Annotated in this window: 22 protein-coding genes; 12 read left to right on the top strand and 10 right to left on the bottom strand. The window is 38.9% G+C overall.

What is annotated here, in order from left to right; all coding sequences use genetic code 11:
* Positions 1-1,242, bottom strand: coding sequence for an efflux RND transporter periplasmic adaptor subunit (locus BTO22_RS11720; protein WP_105055688.1), 1,242 nt, complete (start codon positions 1,240-1,242; stop codon positions 1-3).
* 376 nt (positions 1,243-1,618) lie between these two features.
* On the opposite strand from BTO22_RS11720, the gene BTO22_RS11715 reads away from it, so the two are divergent.
* The gene (locus BTO22_RS11715; protein ID WP_105055687.1) at positions 1,619-3,214 is read left to right on the top strand and encodes a hypothetical protein; all 1,596 of its coding nucleotides are present in this window, start codon (positions 1,619-1,621) and stop codon (positions 3,212-3,214) included.
* 171 nt (positions 3,215-3,385) lie between these two features.
* On the opposite strand, the gene BTO22_RS11710 is transcribed toward BTO22_RS11715, so the two are convergent.
* The 4 genes from BTO22_RS11710 to BTO22_RS11695 all read right to left on the bottom strand — a co-directional run bounded on the left by BTO22_RS11710 (position 3,386) and on the right by BTO22_RS11695 (position 10,544).
* Complete coding sequence (locus BTO22_RS11710; RefSeq protein ID WP_105055686.1) at positions 3,386-4,420, bottom strand: polysaccharide lyase family 7 protein; 1,035 nt, start codon at positions 4,418-4,420, stop codon at positions 3,386-3,388.
* Between the two features lie 478 nt (positions 4,421-4,898).
* Entirely contained in the window at positions 4,899-5,780 is an 882-nt protein-coding gene (locus BTO22_RS11705; RefSeq protein WP_061004126.1) for an NAD(P)-dependent oxidoreductase, read from the bottom strand.
* 443 nt (positions 5,781-6,223) lie between these two features.
* Positions 6,224-8,374, bottom strand: coding sequence for a heparinase II/III domain-containing protein (locus BTO22_RS11700; protein ID WP_105055685.1), 2,151 nt, complete (start codon positions 8,372-8,374; stop codon positions 6,224-6,226).
* Position 8,375: 1 nt separating this feature from the next.
* Complete coding sequence (locus BTO22_RS11695) at positions 8,376-10,544, bottom strand: heparinase II/III domain-containing protein (protein WP_105055684.1); 2,169 nt, start codon at positions 10,542-10,544, stop codon at positions 8,376-8,378.
* Positions 10,545-10,882: 338 nt separating this feature from the next.
* On the opposite strand from BTO22_RS11695, the gene BTO22_RS11690 reads away from it, so the two are divergent.
* The 3 genes from BTO22_RS11690 (at position 10,883) to BTO22_RS11680 (ending at position 12,891) form a co-directional block, all read left to right on the top strand.
* Positions 10,883-11,218 carry a cupin domain-containing protein gene (locus BTO22_RS11690; protein WP_017019726.1) on the top strand — a complete coding sequence of 112 codons (336 nt, stop codon included), beginning with the start codon at positions 10,883-10,885 and terminating at the stop codon, positions 11,216-11,218.
* Positions 11,219-11,252: 34 nt separating this feature from the next.
* Positions 11,253-12,191, top strand: a complete 939-nt coding sequence (locus BTO22_RS11685) for a sugar kinase (protein WP_105055683.1) — start codon at positions 11,253-11,255, stop codon at positions 12,189-12,191.
* A 76-nt stretch (positions 12,192-12,267) separates the two neighbouring features.
* Complete coding sequence (locus tag BTO22_RS11680) at positions 12,268-12,891, top strand: bifunctional 4-hydroxy-2-oxoglutarate aldolase/2-dehydro-3-deoxy-phosphogluconate aldolase (RefSeq protein WP_060993235.1); 624 nt, start codon at positions 12,268-12,270, stop codon at positions 12,889-12,891.
* On the opposite strand, the gene BTO22_RS19980 is transcribed toward BTO22_RS11680, so the two are convergent.
* A complete protein-coding gene (locus tag BTO22_RS19980; RefSeq protein ID WP_181044635.1) occupies positions 12,888-13,052 on the bottom strand; it encodes a hypothetical protein in 165 nt (54 codons plus the stop codon). The genes BTO22_RS11680 and BTO22_RS19980 overlap by 4 nt on opposite strands.
* Before the next feature lie 226 nt (positions 13,053-13,278).
* On the opposite strand from BTO22_RS19980, the gene BTO22_RS11675 reads away from it, so the two are divergent.
* The 3 genes from BTO22_RS11675 (at position 13,279) to BTO22_RS11665 (ending at position 17,503) form a co-directional block, all read left to right on the top strand.
* Positions 13,279-15,045 (top strand): sodium:solute symporter family transporter, encoded by a 1,767-nt coding sequence (locus tag BTO22_RS11675; protein WP_105055682.1) that lies wholly within the window; start codon positions 13,279-13,281, stop codon positions 15,043-15,045.
* A 140-nt stretch (positions 15,046-15,185) separates the two neighbouring features.
* On the top strand, positions 15,186-15,908 hold the full coding sequence (nfsA, locus tag BTO22_RS11670) for an oxygen-insensitive NADPH nitroreductase (RefSeq protein WP_146107536.1): 723 nt from the start codon (positions 15,186-15,188) through the stop codon (positions 15,906-15,908).
* A 224-nt stretch (positions 15,909-16,132) separates the two neighbouring features.
* Entirely contained in the window at positions 16,133-17,503 is a 1,371-nt protein-coding gene (locus BTO22_RS11665) for an L-serine ammonia-lyase (RefSeq protein ID WP_061004115.1), read from the top strand.
* 82 nt (positions 17,504-17,585) lie between these two features.
* On the opposite strand, the gene BTO22_RS11660 is transcribed toward BTO22_RS11665, so the two are convergent.
* The 3 genes from BTO22_RS11660 to BTO22_RS11650 are packed head-to-tail and all read right to left on the bottom strand — an operon-like array spanning position 17,586 to position 20,337.
* Positions 17,586-18,383 carry an ABC transporter ATP-binding protein gene (locus BTO22_RS11660; RefSeq protein WP_258132571.1) on the bottom strand — a complete coding sequence of 266 codons (798 nt, stop codon included), beginning with the start codon at positions 18,381-18,383 and terminating at the stop codon, positions 17,586-17,588.
* The gene (locus BTO22_RS11655) at positions 18,380-19,420 is read right to left on the bottom strand and encodes a FecCD family ABC transporter permease (protein WP_105055680.1); all 1,041 of its coding nucleotides are present in this window, start codon (positions 19,418-19,420) and stop codon (positions 18,380-18,382) included. Before BTO22_RS11655 ends, BTO22_RS11660 begins: the two co-directional genes overlap by 4 nt.
* Entirely contained in the window at positions 19,420-20,337 is a 918-nt protein-coding gene (locus BTO22_RS11650; protein ID WP_105055679.1) for an ABC transporter substrate-binding protein, read from the bottom strand. Before BTO22_RS11650 ends, BTO22_RS11655 begins: the two co-directional genes overlap by 1 nt.
* Positions 20,338-20,615: 278 nt before the next feature.
* Here BTO22_RS11650 and BTO22_RS11645 point away from each other — a divergent pair, with 278 nt between their 5' ends.
* The 3 genes from BTO22_RS11645 (at position 20,616) to BTO22_RS11635 (ending at position 23,735) form a co-directional block, all read left to right on the top strand.
* On the top strand, positions 20,616-21,203 hold the full coding sequence (locus tag BTO22_RS11645) for a hypothetical protein (RefSeq protein ID WP_105055678.1): 588 nt from the start codon (positions 20,616-20,618) through the stop codon (positions 21,201-21,203).
* Positions 21,204-21,256: 53 nt separating this feature from the next.
* On the top strand, positions 21,257-21,808 hold the full coding sequence (locus BTO22_RS11640; protein ID WP_105055677.1) for a cobalamin adenosyltransferase: 552 nt from the start codon (positions 21,257-21,259) through the stop codon (positions 21,806-21,808).
* Between the two features lie 340 nt (positions 21,809-22,148).
* The gene (locus BTO22_RS11635; protein ID WP_105055676.1) at positions 22,149-23,735 is read left to right on the top strand and encodes a diguanylate cyclase domain-containing protein; all 1,587 of its coding nucleotides are present in this window, start codon (positions 22,149-22,151) and stop codon (positions 23,733-23,735) included.
* 9 nt (positions 23,736-23,744) lie between these two features.
* On the opposite strand, the gene BTO22_RS11630 is transcribed toward BTO22_RS11635, so the two are convergent.
* Positions 23,745-24,938 carry an MFS transporter gene (locus BTO22_RS11630; RefSeq protein ID WP_258132570.1) on the bottom strand — a complete coding sequence of 398 codons (1,194 nt, stop codon included), beginning with the start codon at positions 24,936-24,938 and terminating at the stop codon, positions 23,745-23,747.
* 113 nt (positions 24,939-25,051) lie between these two features.
* Between BTO22_RS11630 and BTO22_RS11625 the strand changes: the two genes are divergently transcribed.
* Both BTO22_RS11625 and BTO22_RS11620 read left to right on the top strand, forming a co-directional pair.
* Positions 25,052-25,921, top strand: a complete 870-nt coding sequence (locus tag BTO22_RS11625; protein WP_105055674.1) for a LysR family transcriptional regulator — start codon at positions 25,052-25,054, stop codon at positions 25,919-25,921.
* 212 nt (positions 25,922-26,133) lie between these two features.
* Positions 26,134-26,745: a toxin-antitoxin system YwqK family antitoxin gene (locus BTO22_RS11620; RefSeq protein ID WP_105055673.1), complete on the top strand. Its 612-nt coding sequence runs from the start codon at positions 26,134-26,136 to the stop codon at positions 26,743-26,745.
* The last annotated feature ends 77 nt before the right edge of the window (positions 26,746-26,822 follow it).

The raw sequence follows: 26,822 nt of genomic DNA, 5'->3' as shown, positions 1-26,822 counted from the left end.
TCAAGATCTCCCGCCGTTGCCTTGACCACGACCTCCAGGGCCACCGTTACCACGTCCGCCTTTGTCTTGCCCTAAAGTTGATGACATATCAAAACTTGATGATGATTTGATATTCGCTTGCCCAATAATCACTTGGTCGCCTTGCTCTAATCCACTCAATACTTGTGCATACACTTTATTGTCGATACCAATTTCAACGTTTCGCATTTCTAGCGTACCCCGAACTAGTACAGGAATGCGATAACGGTTTTCACCCTTAAGCTTACGAGTAAGAATTTGAGATGGAACCAATAACGCCTCTTTTGCTGAATCTAGCACAATTGACACTTGCGCTGTCATACCAAAACGCAGCAGTCCATCACTGTTGTCGACATCAAATAATGCGTTGTAATAAATCGCGTCGTTGTCACCAATATTTAATTCGTTATCATCGCCAGTAAGAAGGGTTGGGCCGGGCTCAATTGATTTAAGTTCACCATAAAAATTATGTTGTGGTGCTCCTAAAATCGAAAAATACACCAGTTGTCCCTTCGCAATGTGAATGATATCTGCTTCAGACACTTGCGCCTTAATCGTCATAACATCAAGTTGAGCCACTTCAATAATCGAAGGCGTCGATTGGTTAGTATTTACCGTTTGTCCCTCTTCAACTGAGACATAAACAACCGTACCATCAATCGGCGATTCAATGGTTGTATAACCTAAATCTAACTGAGCATCATCCACACTGATCAGTGCTTTTTCTTTTTCAGCAACCAATTGGTCGAGTTCGGCCTTATAAACAAGGAGTTCAGCTTCTGCCGCATCATACGTAGATTGCGAAGTAACGTTTTTTTGTAGCATCGTCTTTTGTCTTTCAAAGGCAAGCTTTGATTGATAAATCTGTGCTGTTTTTGCGCGATATTGAGCATTAATGTTAGTCAGTGATGCTTGTGCTTCCTTTAGCGCATTTTCTTGTGACAGGTTATCAATCTGAGCAATAAGATCACCAGCTTTAAGTGTGTCGCCAACCGTAACGGCTATCGTTTCTAATTTTCCTGACACTTGAGCCCCCACATTCACCATTTTGTAGGGATATAACACGCCATTAGTAAGCACGACATCTTCAATGTCTCCAACGCGAACGGGCTCAGTAGAATAAGCCACCATTGGAGTATCATTCTTTATATAAAAATACGTGGCGACAGTACCAGTAGCGATAACAAGTAAAGTGACCATCACTAATTTTTTGATGTTTTTCATGCTCAAATATCCTAATTGCCTAACTGTAGCTAGAATAACGAACAAATGTGAGGGAAGTTTGAGGTGAGAAGTATTTATAACCATTTGATAATAAATGGTATTAGATAAATTAATTTGAATTGTGTAGTAAATGTGTGGCTATAGAAAAGCCAGTCAGCTTAAAATAACAGGCATTACCAACCATTGGTATTTAATCTTATCGTAATGATGTTGTTGTTATCCCAGTTCAAGCTAACTCTTACCCATGGCAGATTTAACTCGCTTTATAGTTGAGCGAGATTTTCCAGTAGCATCACTTATCTTACTATTGATACTCCTTTGTAGAAAAAAATTGTATACTTCTTGCTATTTATTTCCTACGCTCAATGATAATACAATGTTACATAATAAAAAGTTCTTAGCTGTATCTGTTTGCCTAGCTTTAGTTGGATGCAAAAATGAAAAAATTGATATCAGCCATAACGATGCCATTCCGCCTGTTATTGATGTTAAGCCATCAACTCCGCTTGAGCCTAGTATTCCTGTAATACCACCTCTAGTAGGTCTTGAGCCGTCTACTCCTTTTGTGCCTGACTTCTATAACAAAGAGACGTTGCTTACTAACCTACCAGTATTCCCTTGTGACCCTGTAATATTTGCGCATGAACCTACAAACTCTTACAACGACGCTTCAGTTACAGGTGGTGACGAGGGTAGTACTAAGAAGCATGACCTAATTACTTGGTATGACTCTATCCCTCACTCTCAAGGTGGTGTTAAAAACCTTAAGAAAGAATATGACCTAAAGAAACCGATTTACGATGAAGTTCCAGTATGGGACGAAGGGGAGCACTACATTGGCCTAATTAACAAAGAGCACCTAGAAAACACCCTAAGCTATTATAACTTTGTTCGTGGCTTATCAGGCTTATCCCGTGTTTATATGTCTGGTTATAAGCAAGTACTAGCGCAAACGGCGGCTTGGTCTGGTTTGAGTAATAACCACGACCCAAAATGGGAAGAAGCACAAGAGAAGAAAATCTCTCGCGTAATGTACGACTATGCTCACAAAGCAAGAGAGACCTCAAACCTTTGGGGTGAGTGTCCTAAAAAGGACGGGGACTACGTTAATGCAACAAAGTTTTCGTTTGGTGGTAATTTCGGACTATCTTTTGTTTGGAATGAAAGTAGCCATAGCAACATATCCTCTATCGGACACCGTAACGCCGCTATGAATTGGGGACAGAAAGATGTGGGGATAAGTATGACTCACGGATACGCTTACACTTGGATGGTATACGGTGGAGAACCTGGTTTTATGAATGGCGCAGGGTTAGGAGGTGATGAACAATCTATCCCGTACAATGCATACCCTAAAGGTAAGCGTCCTATCGGTCTATCCATGTACCCGTCTCATGGATTCTATCCGTTCTTCTCGTTAAATGATGGACACCATAGTACCTCTATTGTTCCTTTTAAAGAAGAGGTTACAGAATTAGTGAAGGCATCTGTAGAAGCTGATAAGGAGATTATCTCAGTTAAAGTTGAGTTCTTTGTACACGCTACCGATGATACTAAAAACCTAACTAACCCTGTTAAGACCGTGGAAATGAAAGATATTGCATTCACAGGTACTGGTAAAGGAGGTTCATTCGGTGGTAAAGACTGGATTGATAACTGTGGTTACGATAAAGCACCATTAGCTGTTTGTCCTGAAGGTATTGTGGATTTAGGGGGTTATCATTTCTCTGCGGAGAAACCGATTCGTGTTCGCGCTCCTCTTGATTGGTATAATGAAATGAAGGCGGCATTTAACGACCAAAGCAAGACACCAAACTACTATACGATTCGTTATACATTCGATAGTAAGAAACCAGACGGTAGTAATGGTGACAGTTTACGAGTAATTAAACCGTTCTTTATGAATCCTATTGTTGGTGAAGGTGTTGTAGCTCAAACGACTTACTTCGACATACTACGACACAGAGAGTAACTACCAAGACGAAAGGCTAATTAATTTCAGCCTTTCTTTTAGTTATCCATAAAGAGTTAAAGTAAAAACCGTGAAGTACCCTTTTTGGGAAAATAAAAAGCCAGTCAGCTTAACTGACTGGCATTACTGATAATTTAGCGGTCTTTTTTATCATTCTAGCTTTTACTTAACTTACTTATTCAACTCAAGTTGACTAAACGTAACGCTACTGTAGTTGCCCGCTTTTTTGTCAGTTGCAAAATCACCAGTTCCGGCACAACCTGTACCCCAAACAGCATGAGATTCACTCACACTACATTGACCATACGCACCTGCTTTAAAGTAGAAATCATCTTCTGCGTAACCAGTAGGTGAATCTAGTTTGTCGATCCCTTTACTAAGATCAATTTCATAAGTGACCTTATCATGGCGTGCTGTTTCAAAAGTCAAGTACATCATGGTCTCTTTTACTTCAACGCGATAGCTGAACTCTTCACCTAGTGCAATACCAGCTTTACCCGGCTCTGCTGGATTATCCCAAGTGTTACCCCAAACAGGGTAAGCGATATCTGCACGATTAGGATCGTTCTTCTCTAAATTACGTTCATAGTTCCAAAACACCGAGCCCATTTCCTGTCCTGGGAACTTCTTATAGAAAATCTTCAATGGTTCGTTACCATAACCATAGCCAGTACCGGCTTTAATAAGCTCATCGTGTTTCTTCGCGTGGATCTGACCAACAACAACGGAATATGCAGGGTATTTATCAGGAAACTTAGCGTTGACCGGAACATGGTTTACTTTTAACGTTGCCTCTAACGTACCGCCAATTGCACTGTATGCGCTCGCGCTAGGGTGACTTGATAACACCCATTGGTTTTCCTTATCGGCAGTATCAATCGAGAAATCAGCACCGCGTGGCATCTCACGAAGCTCTGATCGTGCATTTTTTGAGTTTTTGGTTGTGATCGCTTGGTTTTGAACCTCAAATACAAGATTGCCTTCTTTATCTAAATGAAAGAAATCCTTATGTGAGTAGCTCATCATCGCGACTCCTTCTATCTCATCAACACGACCATCTTCATTAATGTCAGATGGAATGGTTATCTTCCAATTACGCATATCAAAATTATCAGCGGGAACTGGTTCTACAACACCATTATTCGCAAAAGTAACCATTGGAACAACAGCCAATAATGCAGCGGTTAGCTTATTTTTCTTTAACATTATTCAATCCTTTATTGGTAATGAGTACTGAGTTATACCTCAGTGAAAAGAGAGTTATTTAGCGCTTTTATTTGTATTATTTTAACACATATGAAAAAGGAGAAATTAAGGGGTTGTAGATGTGAGAAGTTAATCATGATTGAGCTTAAAAATAGGGATAAAACTTAGATATTGATAACATTTACAATTATAAATAAGAAAACTTCCGTTTTTAACATCGATATTTTAGATATTGAAAATGTTAAAAACCACAAGATTAATCATACATTTCATTTAAGAACATGACGATAAATCAATATAATGGTAAAGATAAAGTTTGAAGGGTAAGCAATAAGATAATGAGGTGCTATCGAAGATAATTAACAAGCCTAACGCGAAGAGTAGATGAATAAAAAATAAGAAAGGAGATAAGAAATTAGCCCTACTAAAACACTCTAAGATTTGGTTGCCTTGAGTGCCCTAGTAAGGCTATGTGTTATTACTTCTCTAGTTTAGTGAAGTAATCAAAAATAACTGGTACGTCATTTTGACCTAGGCCAGCATCAACAGCGGCTTGTAGGTTGGCAGCAGTACCTTGAGCAATTAGAGACTCAGTACCTAGCTCTTCACAAAGCGCAAGGAAATAACCAAGATCTTTATTTGCGTTTGCAACAGAGAAGCCTAACTTCTCTTCGCCATCTACTGCGTAGAACTTACAAAACTGCATAAACGGAGAGTTAGATGGGCCTGCTGACATGATATCAAACAGTTGTTGTCCATCAACACCAGCGCGTTCAGCAACAGCAAACGCTTGAGACATCGTTGCAACTGTAGTCATGCCCATGAAGTTGTTCACAAGCTTAGTCACGTGACCTGAACCTAAAGCACCTAGGTGGAATACGTTTTCGCCTTGCTCTTCAAGAACAGGTTTAACTTTGTTGAACGTATCCATATCGCCAGCAGCCATGATGTTCAAAAGACCATCTTTAGCGTGTGCCGGTGTACGACCTAAAGGAGCATCAATCATGCCTGCGCCTTTCTCAGCAAGTGCTGCACCGATTTTTTTAGTAGAAGCTGGAATAGAAGTACCGAAATCAATTAATACTGAACCTTCTTTGATACCTGCAAGAACACCATCTTCACCGTAAACAATTTTTTCAACAACAGCTGAAGTAGTAAGACAAAACTCAACGATGTCACTTGCTGCTGCTAATTCTTTTGCAGAAGTAAACGCTGTAGCATTACCACGAGCTGTAACGCGTGCCATCGCTTCTTCGCTAAGATCCATTACGTTTACGTGGTAGCCGCGTGTTTGTAGGTTTTCTACCATGTTGCCGCCCATAAGACCTAGGCCGATGAAACCAATTACAGGTTTAGTCATGTTGAACTCCAAATATGTTATTGTATGATTATATGCTCATTATAATAACGAGCCATTCGAATTTGATCAATAGTTTTAAGGCGATTATTCACATGTTAATGATGAAGTGTGATGTAGCCCTATAATTTATCACTCACACCAATAAATCCAAGGTGTTTACAATCAAAAAAGCACTTAATTATAAGGTGTTAAACTTATTGAATAGTGACAATACACGTATGTAAATTTACTCTTTATCGTTTGTTTTTTCAGTAAATAAAGCTAATTACGAAGAGATAACAAACTCATTCGTAACCATAACGACAAAAAAATACGCACAATTGTATTACTTATTAACATAGAGAGATAATAATTGTGTCATCCATAAAAAAACCGAATACTCTATGCGAAAGTATCCGGTTTGGTCTTATTTCCCAATCTGTAAATTAAATCATTCGTTTAGATTAAAGCTGTGCGAACGATCCCGTCCATGTGTATGTATTTCCACTAAATTCAACCGTGTGTAACGCTTTTTGTGCATCTTCAGCTTGGTTTGAAATACCGTAATGGTAAGTATTACCAGACGTTGTTTCAATACGAACAACAGTCCCAATACTGTTATGGCCCACCACTGAAACCGCTTTTACCAACCCACGAGCACCAACAGACGCTTCAATTGATTCGTTAAAATAACCGTGTGTTTCTAATACTGATGCAAACACGTGGTCTTGACCTGATTGGCGTAAAATCAATGCAGGTTCACTCTTCAGGTTAAAGTCTGGATCATTTGCGCCAGTGCGAGCAAAAATCACCTCGCTACCCTCTACTGCACTTGTTATTAAGCTGTAGTAGCTGCTGTCATGTAACCAGCTGACTAAAGAGCTACCCTCTACCTTGCCAGAGCCGACATTCCACAGGTGTTGATAACCATTATCTTCACCCAAAGGTTTCAATGTGCTTTCAACTTGGTAATCGAAATCGGTACGGATGATTTGGCCTGAATGGTGAACAGGTAAATCATATTCATGCTCTGCATCTGCTTCAATGCGGTACACATCAATCATCAATGGCTTTTCAAACTCAGGGAGCTCCGCAAGGATGATACTGCGTTGCATATCTACGCCAGTATAGTAATCAGAAATCGTGCCGCTCATGCCTTGCAGCGATTGATCATCAGCAACAAAGAAGTGCTTCTGACCAAACTTAGATTCTGCCAATGCCGTATCAAAGTTATTCTGTGTTTTCTGATCCACTGTTACGGTGTTGTGAGCAACTGTCTGCTTGCAATACGTTTTGTTTTCTGGAATATAACGACCACCAAATTTAGGCTCTACGTTTACCCAACGACCAAAGCCGTAATCGTGCAAGACTTCATGACCACGGTTAAATACACTTAGGTGTAAACCATCGTAGTGACCGTGATCTAATGCTGAATGGTATTGATGATCAGAACCGTGCTGACCAAACCAAATTAACGCCATGGTATCGTCGTCTTTTTCATCACGGTGACGAAGAATGCTTACGCCGCCTTTTTCGCCTTCTGGGCCATCAGTAACAAATAAGCTGCCCCAGTTAAATGGTTTGATTTCATCAGCCTGTTCAACCGCATTTGATAATGTTTGACCTGAACTATGAACCCAAACATCTTGTTGGTGATCTGCCATACCAAGTAACGTTTCTGTTTGCTCATAACGGTGGTAACACACTGATGTTGCCATGATAACGCCTTCATCGTTGATAGAAATCGTTTTCGATGAATCATTCAGTGCTGGTAATGTGCCATCAGGGAAAGCCGTTTTAAATACTGAATACGATGTTGTCTTAATGACTGAATCATTAAATTCATAGATACCCAATTCTGGTTGACGGCGCTCAATTGCTTCAGCAAATAAGTAAATTGGACGCAATGAGAAACGATGGTAATAAGGACCTTCCATATAGTAACCATCAGGCGAAAACAGTTGGTCAAGTTGTGCTAAGAAACCACCACTCACTTTGTCCATTTTCAAACCATATAATGCTTTATCTACTGATTCTTGATCATTGATTGCGTAACCACAAATACCAACAGCAGCAACCGCCCATAGACCATGGTTGTGTACGATATCGAAATCGTGAGCGTAAGTTACCACGAACATTTCAATCATTTGCTTTAGAAGATCATCTTCGATTAAGCGTTTTTGCTCTTCTGAAATCGTGTGGTAAATACAGCTGTACGCACAAGAAGCATAAAGCATCCACATATTTTCATTCAATGTCTGGTGAAACAGTTTGCCCGGAGGGTTAGAATCTAAACTAACATTGCTCTCAAGTGTCGGGTATACCGTTGCATACGCTGTTAGCATATCAACAATGTAATCACGGTATTTAGTTTCTTCTGTGATTAAGAATAAGCGACCTGCAAGATCCATATGAATGTAGTTTTGCTTATGGCGGTTATGTTCGTAACCGCCACCTTCGCCGTGACCCGGAACTTCAATACCCACTTCTGCCATGTAAGCATCTGTTTGTTTAATATCACGAGTAAGGGCTTTTCCTAATAGGCTATCCTTGCCAAGTTCTTTACGAAGCTCAGCAGCTTCTTCAAAATTCAGTAAAAGTGGTTGATAGCTCATATTATTTCTCCTGCTTAATCGTGTTTTTTTCTAATGAAGACGTTTCTAGCGAATAGAAGCCTGTCCAATTGTATGATTTCCCATTTAATTCTACGGTGTGCGCGGTACTTTCTGTTGCACCAAACTGATTACTTACCATAACGGTTACATTAGAGTGTTCTGTCTGAATTTCAACAACCGAGCCTACTACTGTATGACCAATAACCTGAATATTTTTCACCACACCACGAGCGTTAACAGATTGCTCAAATTCTTCGTTAAAATAGCCGTGTGTTTCTAGCACTGATGCAAATAACGTTGATGGACCTTTACTACGAAGAATAAACGCAGGTTCACTACGCAAATTAAAGCTTGGATCATTCGCACCAGTGCGAGTGAAAATCACTTCATTGTTAGTGTTAGAGCTTGTGCCTAACCATGTGTAATACGTATTATTTTGTAGCCAACTCACCAGTGCTGTATCGTTTGCTGCACCGCTTGCCACATTCCACAAGTGTTGGTAACCAAAATCACTGCCTAGCGTATTAAGTTCTTTATTAGCTTTGTATTCAAAGTTAGTACGTACTATCTGTCCTTCATATTGGTGAGAGTAATCGTACTGATGCTCTCCTTCACCGACAACACGATAAAGATCAAGCAACAATGGGGATTCAAGTTCATCAAGCTTCAGCATAAAGACGCTGCGTTGCATATCAAGACCATCATAATGATCATTAGCAAATGCGCTCATACCATTAATGTTAGTGTCATTTACTTTAAAGAAATGTGGAAGACCATGAACTTTATCTGCACGTTCAACATCAAAGTTATTTTGACATTGTTCATCCACAGTTACTGCATTGTGAGCGATAGTTTGACGAGCATAAGATTTGTTTTCATCAAGGTAACGACCACCAAATTTTGGTTCAACGTTAACCCAACGACAGAAACCATATTCACGCAACACTTCTTGACCGCGATTAAAGAAGGTAATGCCCAACGTATCAAAATTACCATGACCCATACCATGCTGGCCGTAGTTCATAACAAGTTGAGATACATCGCCTTTTTTATCTTGCATACGAATAAAGCCTTGTGCACCAAAGTGGCCATCAGGACCTTCATTTAGTTCAACACTCGGCCAAAAAGGCATATTGATTTCATGCTTTTCTGATGCTTCTTCATACGCTTTTGATAATTCTAAACCACAAGAGTGCATCCAAACACGGTCTTGTATTTTCGCCATGCCTAAGATATTTTCATCAAGTTCATAGTGCTTGCTGTAAACACTCACCGCAACCTGAACCCCCATGTCCGTGATGCCCATAGTACGAGATGAGTCATTTAATGCAGGGAACTCACCATTTGGGTATGCGGTTGAAAGCATAGCTTGTACTGTATTACCAATCACTTGCCCTTTGAAGTTATAAATATCCACTTCTGGCATATGGCGGTGAATAACTTCAGCAAACACACATGTTGGACGAATCGCGTAACGATGGTAATAAGGCCCTTCCATGTAATAACCAGAAGGCGCAAACAATTCAGAGATTTGCGCTAAGAAACCGCCAGTTTCGTTACGTTCAATGCCATAAACTGACATATCTAAATATTCACGCTTACCAATTGCTAGACCACAAATACCAACCGCTGCCACTGCCCAAATTCCGTGATTATGAATACGGTCAAAGTCGTGTGCATATTTAACGGTAAACATATCAAGCATTGGCTCAAAGATACGCTCAACAACCGTGCTTCGCTCCTCTTCGGTCATGGTTGATGCAACACAAGAATAAGCAAGACTTGTAAATAGTAACCAACAATGTTCATTTAAGATCTGGTGAAATAAACGACCTGTTGGGTTTGTGTTTTTTTGCACATGGAAGTCAAATGTTAGGTATTTATCTGCGTAAATTGCTAATAGTTCTTTCACAAAGTTGGCATATTTCTCTTCTTTAGTAACCAGAAATAAACGACCAGCAAGATTCATGTAGGTGTAGTTTTGTTTGTGGCGATTATGTTCATAACCACCCGCCTCTCCGTGACCAGGAACATCCAATGGAAGTTGCATAAATGCATCAACATCTTTTTTATGTGCTTCAATGGTTTTGCCCATTAAAGTCGAACGTCCAACTTCTAGGTGAAGCTGTTCAATTTCTGCATCCGTAAGTAAAATTGGTTGTGTCGTCATATTCTTTTTCACCCTCAATCTCAATAAAGAGTATTTAATCTCTAAACGTAACTAAATTATCAAACTGCATATAAAGTAATACAATATTAGCTTTAGTAACACCTTAGCGTTATCAAACAATGATGACAATCACACAAAACAATATAAGACATTGATTTTAAATAATATGAGTTTTGTGACAGGTCATTAAATAATCGTAAAAACAGAGATAAAGTAAATTCTTATTTGATTCACATCACACAAAATAAACTATATTGTATTACAAATTAAATTATTAGCTTATAGTTATTCCCATCGAGACATTAAATTTAGTTAATACCTTTATTAGGGGAAGCATTATGAATAATTTTTTCAAATTACAAGAGAATCCTTGGGAAGAGCTAGGCGGTGGCATCAAACGTAAAATTGTTGGCTACACTGATGAACTGATGGCTGTTCACTTATGCTTTGATAAAGGCGCAATCGGCGCTCCTCACTCTCATGAGATCCATGACCAAATTGGTTATGTCGTAAGTGGTAGTTTTGAAGCCGAAGTCGATGGCGTTAAACACGTGCTTACTGCAGGTGACGCTTATATTGCCCCTAAACACTTTGTTCATGGTGCCGTGGCTCTTGAGCAAGACAGCATTTTACTTGATATGTTTTCACCAGCACGAGAAGACTTCTTAAAATAATCACTAGCGCAACCTCAGTTGCTAAGGTAAGCATATGAAATCATTAAACATCGCGGTCATTGGCGAGTGCATGGTTGAGCTACAAAAAAAAGAAAACGGGCTTGAGCAAACATTCGGTGGAGATACATTAAACACAGCACTTTACTTATCGCGTTTAACAAAAAATAAAGGCGTTAACGTCAGTTATATTACCGCGTTAGGCAATGACCCTTTTAGCCTTGATATGCTAGAAAAATGGAAAGTAGAAGGCATCAATACCGATTTGGTGACTCAATTAGACAATAAACAACCCGGCCTGTATTACATCGAGACCGATGACACCGGTGAACGTAGTTTTCACTATTGGCGTAACGATGCCGCGGCAAAATATCTGTTCGACCAAAAAGAGACAACAGCGCTTTTAGATAGCCTGTTTTCTTTTGATGCAATTTATTTAAGTGGGATATCTATTGCTATCCTCACTGATAACGGTCGTCACGTACTGTTGGCATTTTTAGAACAATACAAAGCTCAAGGCGGAAAAGTTCTTTTTGATAATAATTACCGCCCTAAGCTTTGGAATGACCAATCAGAAGCCATGTCATGGTATTTAAAGATACTGGCACTGACAGACACTGCATTACTTACTTTTGAAGATGAGCAAGCCCTTTATGGTGATGATCATCTTGAACAATGCATTGAAAGAACATCAAAATCTGGTGTGAATGAACTCATTATCAAACGAGGAAGTAAGGATTGCTTAGTCGTACAAAACGACCAGGCAAACTATGTTGCCCCTTATCCCGTTGAAAAAGAAAAGATCATTGATACAACGGCTGCTGGAGATTCATTCAGTGCAGGCTTTTTAGCCAAACGTTTTTGTGGTGGCAATACGCTTGAAGCAGCGTATGCAGGGCACGTTGTTGCTGGCACAGTGATCCAATATAAAGGCGCGATCATTCCAAGTAATGTAATGCCAGATTTATCTTTATAATTTTTAATATGTTACCTAAATAGTTACTCTTATTTAGGTGCCTGTCGTTAATCAAATTCAACATGAGAGTGTAATCATGACAACCTTAAACGAACAATTGGCAAGCCTTAAAGTTATTCCTGTAATCGCAATCAACAAAGCGGAAGATGCGATCCCTCTAGGCCGAGCTTTAGTTGAAAATGGCATGCCATGTGCGGAAATCACATTTAGAACACCGTGTGCTGCAGAAGCGATTCGAGCTATGCGTAATGAGTTCCCTGAAATGCTGATTGGCGCTGGTACGATTTTAACTAACGAACAAGTTGACCAAGCTATTGAAGCTGGTGTTGATTTTATCGTTAGCCCTGGTTTTAACCCACGTACAGTGCAGTATTGTTTAGATAAAAATATGCCTATCGTTCCTGGCGTAAACAACCCAAGCTTAGTAGAGCAAGCAATGGAAATGGGCTTACGCACGCTTAAATTCTTCCCTGCTGAACCTTCTGGTGGCATTAATATGCTAAAAGCATTAACTGCGGTTTACCCGGTACAATTTATGCCAACTGGTGGTGTAAGCTTGAAGAACATTGATGATTACCTATCTATCCCTGCAGTTTTAGCATGTGGTGGCACTTGGATGGTACCAACAAACCTTATTGATGAAGGTAAATGGGATGAATTAGGCGCATTAGTTCGTGATGCCGTTGAGCGTGTAAGTTAATCCGCTTTAATTAATAATTTCTTACTCTTTATTAGGCGAGCCAATGGCTCGCTTTTGTCATTTTTACGATCTAAAACAAACCACTTCTTATTTTTTACGCCATACTCACCTTTCAAAATAAAGACACCATCATTTGTAGTTAACAACCGCCACCAATTCATTTTGTATTACTATATACCCAAATACAAACATCAACAGCTTACAACGTAAAATATTACAAACCAATGAAAAATAAGATTAAAGCCAATTGAAACATAAAGTAACACTCTTATTGAGATCAGAAAACATGCGAATTAGATCACGATAAAGACATATTGTAGTACAAATAAAACCAAAAAAGGGTAATCTAGATATCAGTTAATTATGATATAAAAAGGGCTGAAAAAAATGACTATTGATACTCTCGTTGTTCTTGCCTACTTCTTCTTCTTAATCGCAATTGGTTGGATGTTTAGAAAGTTTACAACCTCTACTAGTGATTACTTTAGAGGGGGCGGCAAAATGTTATGGTGGATGGTTGGTGCAACCGCTTTCATGACTCAATTCTCAGCATGGACGTTTACTGGAGCCGCAGGACGCGCTTTCTCCGATGGTTTTGTTATTGTAATTCTGTTCTTAGCCAATGCATTTGGTTATTTCATGAACTACATGTACTTCGCTCCAAAGTTCCGTCAACTTCGTGTTGTAACCGCGATTGAAGCAATCAGACAGCGTTTTGGTAAAACTTCAGAGCAGTTCTTTACTTGGTTCGGTATGCCGGACAGCTTAATCTCTGCAGGTATTTGGCTAAATGGTCTAGCAATCTTTGTTGCTGCTGTATTTAATATCCCTATGGAAACGACCATCATCTTCACCGGTGCTGTGTTAGTCATCATGTCGGTAACTGGTGGGTCTTGGGCCGTTGTCGCTTCTGATTTCATGCAAATGCTCGTTATCATGGCGGTTACGATTACGTGTGCTGTTGCCGCTTACTTCCACGGTGGTGGTATTACGAACATTGTTGATAACTTCCAAGGTGACTTCATGTTGGGGAATAACCTCAACTACGTAAGTGTATTCGTACTATGGGTTGTCTTCATCTTTGTGAAACAGTTCGGTGTAATGAATAACAGTATCAATGCTTACCGCTACTTATGTGCTAAAGACAGTGAAAATGCTCGAAAAGCTGCTGGTCTTGCTTGTATCCTAATGGTTGTAGGTCCTCTTATTTGGTTCCTTCCACCTTGGTATGTAAGTGCATTTATGCCTGACTTTGCATTAGAGTACGCGTCAATGGGTGATAAAGCCGGTGATGCAGCTTACCTAGCATTTGTTCAAAACGTGATGCCTGCAGGTATGGTTGGCCTATTAATGTCAGCGATGTTCGCAGCAACAATGTCTTCTATGGATTCAGGTTTAAATCGTAACGCTGGTATTTTTGTAATGAACTTCTATAGCCCAGTTCTTCGTAAGAATGCTGAGCAAAAAGAGCTAGTGATTGTAAGTAAGCTAACGACGATTCTAATGGGTATAATCATTATCGCGATTGGCCTATACATTAACTCGTTACGTCACTTGAGCCTATTTGATATTGTAATGAACGTTGGTGCCTTAATTGGTTTCCCTATGCTTATTCCAATCTTCCTAGGTATGATTGTCCGTAAAACACCAGATTGGTCAGCTTGGACAACATTGATTGTCGGTGGTTTTGTTTCTTACATCTTTGGTATCTCTCTACAAGCAGAAGATATTGAACACCTATTTGGTTTAGAGCAACAATTGACTGGTCGTGAGTGGGCAGATCTTAAAGTTGGCTTAAGCTTAGCAGCACACGTAGTCTTTACTGGTGGCTTCTTCTTAGCAACGCAGTTCTTCTACAAGCCTTTATCAGCTGAACGTGAAAAAGAAGTGGATACACTATTTACGAACTGGAACACCCCATTAGTTTCTGAAGGTGAAGAACAGCAGAATCTAGATACAAAACAACGTTCTATGCTTGGTAAACTTATCAGTACAGCAGGTTTTGGTATCTTAGCAATGGCACTGATTCCAAACGAACCAACAGGTCGATTACTTTTCCTTCTATGTGGTTCAATCGTATTAAGTATTGGTATTTTACTTGTAAATGCATCTAAAAATGGTACAGGTACTAAAACCGCAACAGTAAATGACTAACTACTAGTAGAATCCCTAAGATCAAAAGCCTTGCAGCTCCTAGCAAGGCTTTTTTTTATCTGATTTTATGCTAATAATAGATAGAACTAATCACGCTATAATTAGCGTTTTGCTCTCTTTGCTTAATAATGGACTGCCTTATGAACCCTGTTATCGATACTATTTTAGAGCACCGCTCTATTCGTTCTTTCACTAATGAACCTATCTCTAAAGAGCAATTAGATACCATCATCAGCGCTGGTATTGCAGCCTCTTCTTCTAGCTTGCTCCAAGTCAATTCAATTATTCGAATTACTGATAGTAAAAAACGAAAAGCATTAGTTGAGCTTTCTGGCGGTCAACCTTATGTTGAAGGTGCCGCGGAGTTTCTGGTTTTTTGTATTGATTTTCAACGTCACCATGAAATGAACCCAGAAGTAAAAGCGGAATATACAGAACTAACACTGATTGGTGCTGTTGATGCCGGGATCATGGCGCAAAATTGCTTATTAGCGGCTGAATCAATGGACCTCGGTGGCGTATATATTGGTGGCTTACGAACTCACGCACAAGAAGTGGATGATTTACTTGAGTTGCCAGATTACACCGCCGTTCTATTTGGCATGTGTTTAGGTCACCCTGCTCAAACACCACAGAAGAAACCTCGTTTAAGCCCAGATGTTATCGTTCATGAAAATACCTATCAGCCACTCGATAAAAATAAAATCCATGAATACGACGACACCATGTCGACATACTATGCAACACGTAGCAGTAATCAAAAACAAAGTTCATGGTCAGAACAAATCACAGGTAAGTTGTCACAAGAGTCACGCCCTCATATCAAGGGGTACTTGAATAACAAAGGCCTAGCGATTAAGTAATCAATAAATCCTTTACCCCTTCTTTTTTGGGGTATTTGTCCTCATTCATTTATGTTACGTTTCACTATCTTAATCCCGAGTTCTAGTTGTTAGTGCTTGGGATTCGTCATTTTTAAGCACAAATCTACAAAACAACTAAACTTAATAATTATAATAGTAAACCAATAAACGATGCTCACACGTTTATGATTTTGGTTTTACTGCATTTAAATAGGTAATGTCTTATGCTGTCTATCTTTGATATCTACAAAATTGGCGTTGGGCCATCAAGCTCACACACAAATGGTCCTATGATTGCTGGGTACAATTTCACACAATTAATCCAACCTCATTTAGCGAAAGTTACTCGTGTTCAGGTTGATTTATATGGTTCACTTTCTTTAACTGGGATCGGCCACCACACTGACCGCGCAACCATTTTAGGCTTATTAGGTAACCGCCCTGACACCATTAAGATTACTAGTGCAAATTTGGCTATGAAAAAAGCCATCGAAGATAAGATATTACATATTGCGGGTGATCATGAAATTACCTTTGATTATGACACTGACATGCTTTTCCATAAAACCAATTTACCATTGCATGAAAATGGCATGACGATTTCAATTTTTGATGCAACAGGGCAACAACTTGCCATCGAAACTTATTACTCTGTTGGCGGTGGCTTTATTGCAACCGCAGATGAATTAATCAATGGTAAAAGCACCGCTGATGTTGAAGTCGAGTTTCCCTTCAAATCCGCGGATGAAATGCTAGAAAAAGCAGAAATTCAAGGATTAAGTTTGGGCGCTTTTGTACTGCGTAATGAAGTAGCCTTCCAACCGATGGAAGCGATTGATGCGAAAGCCGATCAAATCTGGAAAGTAATGTCATTGTGTATGGAACGTGGTTTTCAAACCGAAGGCATTCTTGATGGCGGCTTAAACGTGGTCCGCCGTGCGCCTGCATTATTAAAAAAACTAGAAGCAAACGCCTCTATTGAGAATGATCCAATGGAGATCATGGATTGGATTAATTTATTTGCTTTTGCAGTAAGTGAAGAAAACGCCGCAGGTGGCCAAGTAGTAACATCACCAACCAATGGTGCTGCCGGAGTCATTCCTGGCGTGTTAATGTATTACCATAGATTCATTAAAGAGCTTGACACTAAACAGCTAAAAGACTTCTTAGCTGTCTCTGGTGCGATTGGTATTTTATACAAAACCAATGCGTCGATTTCTGGTGCTGAGGTAGGTTGTCAGGGTGAAGTCGGTGTTTCATCCTCAATGGCAGCAGCAGGCTTAACTGCGCTTCGCGGTGGCAGTAATGAGCAAATCTGTATGGCAGCTGAAATTGCAATGGAACACTCATTGGGCATGACCTGTGACCCGATTGGGGGCCTTGTTCAAGTGCCTTGTATCGAACGTAATGCAATGGGATCAATGAAAGCAATTAACGCCTCTCGCATGGCATTAAAGCGCACTAGTAAATGTTTAATCTCGTTAGATAAAGTGATCGATACCATGTATCAAACGGGTAAAGACATGAACCGTAAATACCGTGAGACATCACTTGGTGGCTTGGCATTAATTCACATGGCACCACCGTGTGAATAATTTCATCTAACCAATAAATAAAAAAATCCAGAACGACTCAAACGAGACTCTGGATTTTTATGGTTACTCTCTAAATGTTGAATTACTTCTTATACGGCGACACTATCGTATTCCCTGTCACCGCATGGTGGGACACCATTACTAAGTCTTGATATAAAGCTCGGATATTCTCTTCACTCAATACTTCATTGGGTTTACCTTCTGCCATCACTTCTCCTTGATTAATCAAGATTAGGCGATCACAAAACTCAGCGGCGGTATTTAGATTATGAATCGCAACCAAGGCTGACTTACCGTTTTGACATTCTTTGTAAAGCACGTTCACTAACTGAGATTCGTGACCAATATCCAAACTGGCAGTTGGCTCATCCAATAACATTAACGGCGTGCCTTGAACTAGCGACCGAGCAAAATGAACCAGCTGTTTCTCACCACCTGATAAATCAGTCACGGTTCTGGAGCTTAAATGCCCAATTCCAATCATCTCTAACGCCGCTTTGCTTTTTTCTTTAATGACTATAGGCGAAATGACTTCTTGTTGTTGTCTTGCATGAAACCCTAAACCAATAGTCTCCATTACACTGAATGGGAAAGCCGCTTCACTGTATTGGGGTAAGTAGCTCATGCTTAATGCACGTTCAATATGAGAAAGAGTCGATAGCGACTCACCTTTAATTGATATTTCACCCTGTGAATATGCTTGAAAGCCACTGATGCATTTCATCAAGGTACTTTTACCAGCGCCATTAGGACCAATAATACCGACTAACTCACCCGCATTCACAGAAAAAGAAATGTCTTTTAAAAGTGTTTTTGAACCAACTTGGTAACTTAGATTTAATACGTTTAGTAGCGTCTCTGTTGAATTCATCTTTCTCATGCTAAACGCCCTTTTCTTTGGAATCGAATAATTAAACCAATAAAGTAACAACCACCGATAAACGATGTAATGATCCCCGCTTTCAACTCATTTGGCGCGATAATCCAACGACCTAACAAATCACACAAAAGCAAGAAAATAACACCAAAAATAGCAGAGAACGGCAACAGTTTTTCATGCGCAGGCCCAACCAATAACCGCATCAAATGCGGAACCATTAAACCAATAAAGCCAATTGGTCCGGCTATCGCTATCGACATTGCGGTAAGCAAGGTAGCGAACATCAGTAATTTGAATCGAGTCTGCTTTACATTAAGCCCCATGCCGTGCGCACTTTCTTCACCTAATGCTAATAAATTCAATGCTCTGCTCTCTTTTAATAACAAGAACGATACAATGATAATCACAGGCGTTGGCCATAATAAATGTTGCCACATACGGCCATCTAAGCCCCCCATTGCCCAAAAGACAAATTGGCTGACTTCGTATTGCTGAGCCATTAATAACAAGCCCATTCGAGCACCACCTAATAAACTAGAAAGTGCTAAGCCAGTTAAGATCAAAAACAAAATTTGAGACGACGAACTGCGAGAGGCTAAAACATAGATAAATGCTGATGCCGCCAATGCGCCAACCGTAGTAAAAATAGGTAACCACATCGGATTCATAAACGAGAAGCCAGATACAATAGCGATGACAGCCCCAAAACTACTGCCAGAGCTCACACCTAGTACATCAGGGCTCGCTAATGGGTTTTTAAATAACCCCTGAGTACAAGCCCCTGCCAGCGCCAATGCACCACCAGCCAGAATAGCGGCGCACGCTCTAGGTAATCTAATGTGCATGACAATCGCAGAGGCTAATGGGTATTCTTTAGCGGCGAATTCGCTACCATTAAGTAAATAACTCTTAAACATTGCCAATATATCGAGAGCTGGGATATGCACTGCTCCAAGGCTGAGATATGCCAAAAACAGACCAATAAACAGACTGACTGAAGTAATAATTTGAAATGATGTTAAACGATAAAAAGGCATTAGAGTTTCTTATACGCAGAATGATTAACAAAAAGAACAGCATCAACAATATACTGACTATAAACGCTTCTTAATACATGAGGCATTTGATACACACGCCCTTCTTTAATTGCAGTGACCGATTGCAATGACGGATCAGACATTACTTCTTGCTTGAACTGCTCTGCGCCATTCTTATCACCATAAACCCATGCAGGAATAAACAAGACATCAGGGTTAAGCACAATGACCATTTCTTTTGACACTGGTACTTGGCCGTACTTATCACTGACTAACCCTTCAATCGCATTATCCAAACCCGCTTGTTCTAATACTTCATCCCATGTTGAGTCTTGTCCACTAGAGGTTCCCCAAGGGTTGTAATCTAACGCTATTAATCTTTGTTTTGGCTTAATCACATCTTGAGTTAATCGCGCTTTCATTTTAGCAACGACTTCTTTAGCCGCTTTGTTTTTGTTAACTATCTCGCCAACACGTAAGATCTCAGCTTCAATCTCAGTTATCGTCTTTGGGGTTTGAATTCGATAAACAGGAATACCCGCACTTTCAATAATGGCTAATTTTGATGCGTCACTCCAATTGGCCGCAAACACAATGTCAGGACGATTTGCGATGATCATTTCAACATTCAGTGCTAACAACGGGACTGATTTTGGAAGAATGTCTTTTACCGCAGAATAATTAGGGTTATTGGCTAAATCCGTCAAACTAGATAGTGAGCTATCATCCACCAACTCAAGTAACACCGCATCGGTAAAAAGAGTTTTAGATGAAATTTTTGTTGGTTCTTGTTCGATAATGACTTGTTTTCCTAAACCATCAATTAAAGACAGTGGATACACTGTTTCTGCTATTGAGGGTAACGATACAAGTAAAGATGAGATAATAAAAAAATACTTAAACGCCGGCCAATGCATGGCTACTCCTGTAAATCGCGTACCTAATAAAATGGCTTACGTCATTGTAAACCATGACCTTCGTATCTGACTTAAATACACCTAGGTATTCTCACAGTGGCGCGCCCGTTACGGACTTTCACCGTATTCCGAAGATAAGCGGTATTGTACTTTGCTGTCGCGATATATTCTATCTTTATACTTTCAAACCCTTTTTTATTAGAGTTAAACCATGGTAATAAAAGCAATTTCTTTCTATAGTTACTCTCCTATGGGATATATTGTGCAAAGGATTAAAAATGAAATACACGCTACTGCTTCTACTCACCCTGTTTACTTCTGTTAGTTTTGCCAATACCGAAGAGAAAATTACCCCACCTCTTATCAGTATTAACGCCATGATTGATATTAAAGGCATTGAGCAGTCTGCAGAACAAGGCGCCCAAGCAATGCAAAAGATGGCAAACTCTCTTGAACTCATCGCACAAAATAGAAATCTCACCCCAGAACAGCAACAAAATATTCATAGGACGATAGAAAACATCAATAACCTTGTCGATGTATCATCTAATTCTCTTCAATCGTTACCCACTTTTTTTAAAGAATCAAAAGAGACTCTTTCTACAACCAGCACACAATTCTTTGATGACCTCACTTTTAAAGTCATTTTGTTACTCGCTATCGTGGTACTTGCTTTAGTCGCGATTATTGCCTGCTTCTATTGGTTTATCCTTCGTCCGTTACAAAACACCTTATTACAAGCGACTACTAATATTTCAACCATGGCAAAAGCCATCGAGAATTCAGCCCTATCTCTTGAAATGACCAATAAAAATCACGACAACATTTTACAATTACTAGGCCAAGAAAAGGATAATCAATCCTAGAGTAGACGTGATAAAGTACCTTCATTCTTTATTGATAACTAAGTGATTTAATTATGGCACTAAAAGCATCAGGTGTGGTTGGTGAGCTTTCATACCCTTTTATTTTTGAAGACAGTCCATTGTGTGATTTTGAGATTTTAACCGATGAGCTATGTGCCTATACAGGCTTAGCACTCTCTCAAATCACTCATGCACAAGTAAGAGAATCTCTAGAGCGTTTACAACCAAAGATATTTCATTTAAATGGTTCAATACGTGGAAAATGCGGTATTTTTGAAGAAGACGTACAAGAACTACTCGCTGAAATGCTCGTTTTTAAAGAACAAGTAGAAGATAAAGGAAAACGCTTTGTCCTTCCAAGAGGGACTGGGGCTGTGATCCAATTACACCAGTGTCGTAGCCTAAGTAAAAAAGTAGTTCGCGCTTTGGTTCAAGTCGATAAATTAACCACAAAGAAGATACCAGAAACCCTACCTCGCTTTGCCAATGTATTAGCTAACTACTATTTCGTACTAACACGCGTATTAAACCAAGATGCAGGTATAGAAGAACCAGAATACATTAGCATTAATTACCCAATGCCATCAAAATCCACTTCAATTTAAATTAAAAGCATTCGCTTTCTAGACTAAATAGAAATAAGAAAGCCAATGCTTATATTCAACCCTTAATAACAATAAAATTAATAATGATTATTGTTACAGTTGTGCAAGATATGTAACTGCAGTTAAAAGTAAGGTTTAATTTAGAATATTCCCTACTTTCATAGTAATAAAGCTCAATTAATATTCACTTAACTATTCTATAAGCATTGATAGCAATCATTATATATTATAAAGTTCCTCTCACGGTTATTTTCCAAATTTAGTGATTTCCGCCTCAAAATCGAGCCTGTTTTCACTAAGTTCTTTAATATTTGTTAATTTTTTGTAAGTGAATGAAGTAATGAAATTAAATAAGCCTACTAAATTCTTTTTTTGGCCACGCTTTATCGTTTTATTCTTACTGTTTTTTACATTGCTATTCTCTGCTTTTTATTTTTATAAGTATTCAGAAAACGAAATCTCTATTAATAAAATAAAATCTGAGCAAAAAGCAATTATTTCTGCACAGAAGAAATATATTTCAATGACACTTGATAGTATTGGACAAGATTTACTGTTGCTGTCTGACTTTATTGAAATCCATCACGCTTACAGTGGCCGAAATAAAAAACTTACCGAACTTGCAGAGTTAAATACCCTTGCCTTAAGTTTACGTAAGGGGCTCTATGATCAGCTTCGTTATCTTGATCTTCAAGGTAATGAAATTATTAGAATTAACTATAATGACGGTATCCCTTCAATTGTTCCAAAAAAACAATTACAAAATAAAGCTGATCGTTACTACTTTAAAGACAGTTTAAAATTGCATGATGGCGACGTTTATATCTCTGCGCTTGATCTTAATGTCGAGCATGGTGAAATTGAATTGCCTCATAAGCCTATGATCCGCCTTGCAACTCCAGTGTATGATAAAGAAGGCCGCAAGCGTGGCATCGTGATTTTAAATTACTTAGCTGAGCATCTACTTGATGGTTTAAAAATCTTTAATCTAAATGATAAAGATCACCACATGCTCATTAATAATAATGATTATTTTCTATTCTATGACCGTCGTCCTGAGCTTGAATTTGCCTTTATGTTCCCTAATCATGAGCATAAAAAGTTTTCTGATATTTACCCAAAAACATATGATTGTATAAATAATAAAGATTATGGCCAATTCACGCTAGATACCGGTGTATTAACATTTAACTCTGTTTTTTCTTACCCTAAAAATATAGATTTATTAAAAGAAGTTCATATAATAAAACAAGACACTTGTTGGCGTTTAATCACTTTCGCTCCACATTCAAATCAATGGTCATTAAAAAATGTATCAGCCAATGACTTGTATATTTCATTAAGTATCATCTTATTCTCATTCGTGATGGCCTATATTATTGCTCGATTACAACTAAAAAAATCTATCGACCATAATGAAATTAGAAAATTAGCCCATCACGATAGTTTAACGGGATTAATTAACCGTGGTTACTTTAAGAAATTATTCCATTGGAAAATGCAAAACGCACGACGAACTGGCACAAAACTCGCGTTGATCTATATTGATCTGGATGGATTTAAAGATCTTAATGACAGCTTTGGCCACAGTGTCGGAGATCTTGCATTAAAAGCCGTGTCTAAGAATCTAGAGTATGCATTTTCAATTAATGCGTATGTTTCTCGAATTGGAGGAGATGAATTTGCGATCCTCATTTATGATTTTGAAGATACAAAAAACATTATTTCACAAGTTGAGGCTTATCTGTATTTATCTCATCGACCACTAACTCTTGATGGTGAACAACACATGCTAAACACAAGTATTGGTGTTGCCTTCTACCCTGAGCATGGTTCAAACATTAATGACTTAATGCATAATGCAGATGAAGCCATGTATTACATTAAGCGTTCAGGTAAAAATGGGTTCCAAATATTTAACGCTTAATCTTTTCCTTTATGCCCACACTGTCTTGGTGTGGGTATAATGATACAAACGCCAACATAACCAAAAAATCACACCATATAATACACCAGCACCTAATATCACTCTTTCCCATCCACCGTGTTGCCAGAAATACATCAAATAAAAGCCACCTAAACTACCACTAACATAATAATGAACTAGATATAAAGCCGTTGCTGTAGATTTTGCGGTTTCCGCTTGCTGACTAACCCAACCATAAGCTAAAGAGTGAGTAAAAAAAGCACCAAAACTAAGTACATTCAGCCCTATAATGATCATAATAAGTGACTCATTACTAGCAATGAACATCCCCAATAAGCTTAATAATGACCCAACAAACATCCCTGATACCGAACTAAAATGTTGGCACCACAGCCCTACGAATCGAGAACTAACAGTACCAGATAAATAACAGAGGAAAATCATAGAAGCAATACTAATAGGTAACATATAAGGCGCACCGACTAAACGAAAACCTGTCACTGTGTATAGATTAACAAATAAAGCAAAGTTCACCCCACCAATCAACATAGCAAACAGAATCTTTTTATTTCTAAGATGTTGAAAAATAATTCGATGATATTGAGATAGTTCCGGCATTTTAGTGCTAGATTGTGTCTCTTTAGGAAGAACAAAAGCGACCACAATAGCGCCTACGAAGCTAAGTATTGCCATACTAATAACTGCGGTCTGCCAATCAAAGTGATCGGTTATCATTCCCCCAAAAATACGTCCCGAGATCCCACCTAATGAATTAGCGCTAATATAAGCACCAATCGCATGACTAAATGCCTTTGCCGAAAACTCTTCAGCCATGTAAGCAACTGCCACCGCAGTAAATCCACCTAAAGCAAAGCCCATTAGTGCGCGACTTATGATGAGTAATATCAGATTATCCGTAAGCAATGACGTCAAACCAATCGCGGGCAGTAAAAATAAACTAATCAATAATACTCTACGTCTGCCTATTATCTCAGAAGCAATAGCCCAAGGTAATAGCATTAAAGCGAGAGTAAATGTACCTGCTGCTAATAACCAATTAATTTGAGTTGCTGAAACAGAAAAATGAACAGCTAAAACAGGTAGCATAGGCTGAAATAAATATAGGTTACAAAATACCAAAAACGATCCAAAGGCCAATCCTGCACTCACTTGGTAATAAGCTCGGCTACGAAATTCAATCATCTCAGTGATCATCATCAGGAAAACAATATCAAAACAGTAGCAAGTTCATTGAAATAGTGAAAATATATAATAATTATTGATTTGATAGTTTTTAGTTATGGTGAGTAATTAAGATGGATACAAGATTATTGAAGTATTTTGTTGCGGTTGCCGAGCACCAAAACATTACTCATGCAGCAAATGCGTTATACATTGCCCAACCTGCATTAAGTGTTGCTATCAAAAAACTTGAAGGTCAGCTAGAACTCGAACTTCTTCGTCGTCATGAACGCAGAATAACCCTTACTCATGAAGGAGAAACCCTACTTAAACACGCCAAACTTATCCTACAGCAGTTGGATGATGCAACTTTAGCTATGAAAGAATTAAGAGGACTAGAAAAAGGAGAGGTTCGATTGGGTGTGCCTAGCATAATGGGAACCTATTATTTTCCTGATGTACTGATGGCCTTTAAAAGCCGCTATCCTAAATTAAAACTCACAATGGTAGAAGCAGGCGCTCAATCAATTCAAAAAATGTTACTTGATGGGGAAATTGACCTTGGTATTACTCAAGTAAGAGATTTGCCTGACGCCCTCGATTCTGACCATTTATTACGTTCTCAAATGGTGGCAGTAGTCAGTCCTGAACATGAGTTTTCAACCAAAAAAACATTATCATTCAAAGAGTTTTTCTCTCAAGAACTCGTTATGTTTAAGCAAGGATATTTTCATCGTGAAAGGTTAGACACCATTTGCCAACAGCAAAATCTGACCGCAAATTTTTCTTTTGAAACCAACTTATTACCTGTGATTTTAAAAATTGTAAAACGAGACTTCGCCATTAGTGCCTTGTTAGAGTTAGCCACCGAAAACGAGCCAGATATTGTCTCTATCCCTTTTAGTGAACCTCTTTTTCTTGATATTTCGATTGCATGGAGAAAGAACGGTTACCTATCTAAAGCCGACAGAACCTTCTTAGACTTTGTAAAACAAAGCTACTAGTACTACCTTAAGAAGCACGAAAAGTTCCCTAAATTTACACCTCATAAATGAAATGTATGAGTACAAAATTCGGTACTGACATTCATAAAAATAAATGAAATATTGAATACCAGCTTAGCTTTTAACATCAAAAAAATAAAAATGATGAAAGTAATATAGGCCAAACCACAGCCGTTCAATGTGAAATGTTAGCCAAAAAATGAGGTACCACTATGAAGAAATATATCCCTGTTCTACTTGCTCTAAGTGCAGTGTCTGGTGCCAGTTACGCAGCAACAGCACCAAAAGACAGTTCTGTTAATTATTTACAAATGCGTAATGGTGTAGCTTATCAAGTGAACCAAGAAAGCCCGTACACAGGAGCATTCGTTCAAAAATACGATAATGGACAAATCTCAACCAAAGTGCAGTTCAACAAAGGATTAGAAGTTGGCACCGAAAGTAATTGGTATCCAAATGGCCAAATGGCTTCAAAACTTAATTACAAAGACGGTAAGTTAAACGGCCAAATGCAAACTTGGTATGCAAACGGTCAGAAGAAAACAGAATTTAGTTACAAGAATAATCAGCTAGATGGTCAAGCTACCCGTTGGTATGACAATGGCGAGAAGAATTTAACCATCAGCTACGATGATGGACAAAAATACGGTCAATACACCAGCTACTATGCTAATGGGGAAAAAGCGACCCAAGCCAATTATGATGACGGTAAAATCAAAGATGGTTCAGTCACTCATTGGAACAATCATGGTGATAAAGTTGAACAATTGACGTTCAAAAACCAGAAGATCGTTTCTGAACAAACATGGTTGCCAGAGAGTTAATTCTTTCTTACTTAACAAAGAATAACCTTATCAAAGCCCTTACGCTGTATCATGCTAAGGGCTTTTCTATGTCTACG

This window comes from Aliivibrio sifiae, assembly GCF_002954705.1.
GTDB classification, from domain to species: Bacteria; Pseudomonadota; Gammaproteobacteria; order Enterobacterales; family Vibrionaceae; genus Aliivibrio; species Aliivibrio sifiae_A.
Note: the sequence above shows the minus strand (reverse complement) of the source record. Positions and strands in the feature narration are given on the sequence as shown.

Coding starts and splice junctions, on each gene's coding strand:
- BTO22_RS11645 (WP_105055678.1), top strand. CDS start 20,616: ATGAAATACACGCTACTGCTTCTACTCACCCTGTTTACTTCTGTTAGT.
- BTO22_RS11695 (WP_105055684.1), bottom strand. CDS start 10,544: ATGACGACACAACCAATTTTACTTACGGATGCAGAAATTGAACAGCTT.
- BTO22_RS11630 (WP_258132570.1), bottom strand. CDS start 24,938: ATGATTGAATTTCGTAGCCGAGCTTATTACCAAGTGAGTGCAGGATTG.
- BTO22_RS19980 (WP_181044635.1), bottom strand. CDS start 13,052: ATGAATTGGTGGCGGTTGTTAACTACAAATGATGGTGTCTTTATTTTG.
- BTO22_RS11700 (WP_105055685.1), bottom strand. CDS start 8,374: ATGAGCTATCAACCACTTTTACTGAATTTTGAAGAAGCTGCTGAGCTT.
- BTO22_RS11650 (WP_105055679.1), bottom strand. CDS start 20,337: ATGCATTGGCCGGCGTTTAAGTATTTTTTTATTATCTCATCTTTACTT.
- BTO22_RS11635 (WP_105055676.1), top strand. CDS start 22,149: ATGAAATTAAATAAGCCTACTAAATTCTTTTTTTGGCCACGCTTTATC.
- nfsA (WP_146107536.1), top strand. CDS start 15,186: ATGAACCCTGTTATCGATACTATTTTAGAGCACCGCTCTATTCGTTCT.
- BTO22_RS11620 (WP_105055673.1), top strand. CDS start 26,134: ATGAAGAAATATATCCCTGTTCTACTTGCTCTAAGTGCAGTGTCTGGT.
- BTO22_RS11680 (WP_060993235.1), top strand. CDS start 12,268: ATGACAACCTTAAACGAACAATTGGCAAGCCTTAAAGTTATTCCTGTA.
- BTO22_RS11685 (WP_105055683.1), top strand. CDS start 11,253: ATGAAATCATTAAACATCGCGGTCATTGGCGAGTGCATGGTTGAGCTA.
- BTO22_RS11705 (WP_061004126.1), bottom strand. CDS start 5,780: ATGACTAAACCTGTAATTGGTTTCATCGGCCTAGGTCTTATGGGCGGC.
- BTO22_RS11675 (WP_105055682.1), top strand. CDS start 13,279: ATGACTATTGATACTCTCGTTGTTCTTGCCTACTTCTTCTTCTTAATC.
- BTO22_RS11625 (WP_105055674.1), top strand. CDS start 25,052: ATGGATACAAGATTATTGAAGTATTTTGTTGCGGTTGCCGAGCACCAA.
- BTO22_RS11710 (WP_105055686.1), bottom strand. CDS start 4,420: ATGTTAAAGAAAAATAAGCTAACCGCTGCATTATTGGCTGTTGTTCCA.
- BTO22_RS11690 (WP_017019726.1), top strand. CDS start 10,883: ATGAATAATTTTTTCAAATTACAAGAGAATCCTTGGGAAGAGCTAGGC.
- BTO22_RS11665 (WP_061004115.1), top strand. CDS start 16,133: ATGCTGTCTATCTTTGATATCTACAAAATTGGCGTTGGGCCATCAAGC.
- BTO22_RS11640 (WP_105055677.1), top strand. CDS start 21,257: ATGGCACTAAAAGCATCAGGTGTGGTTGGTGAGCTTTCATACCCTTTT.
- BTO22_RS11655 (WP_105055680.1), bottom strand. CDS start 19,420: ATGCCTTTTTATCGTTTAACATCATTTCAAATTATTACTTCAGTCAGT.
- BTO22_RS11715 (WP_105055687.1), top strand. CDS start 1,619: ATGTTACATAATAAAAAGTTCTTAGCTGTATCTGTTTGCCTAGCTTTA.
- BTO22_RS11660 (WP_258132571.1), bottom strand. CDS start 18,383: ATGAGAAAGATGAATTCAACAGAGACGCTACTAAACGTATTAAATCTA.
- BTO22_RS11720 (WP_105055688.1), bottom strand. CDS start 1,242: ATGAAAAACATCAAAAAATTAGTGATGGTCACTTTACTTGTTATCGCT.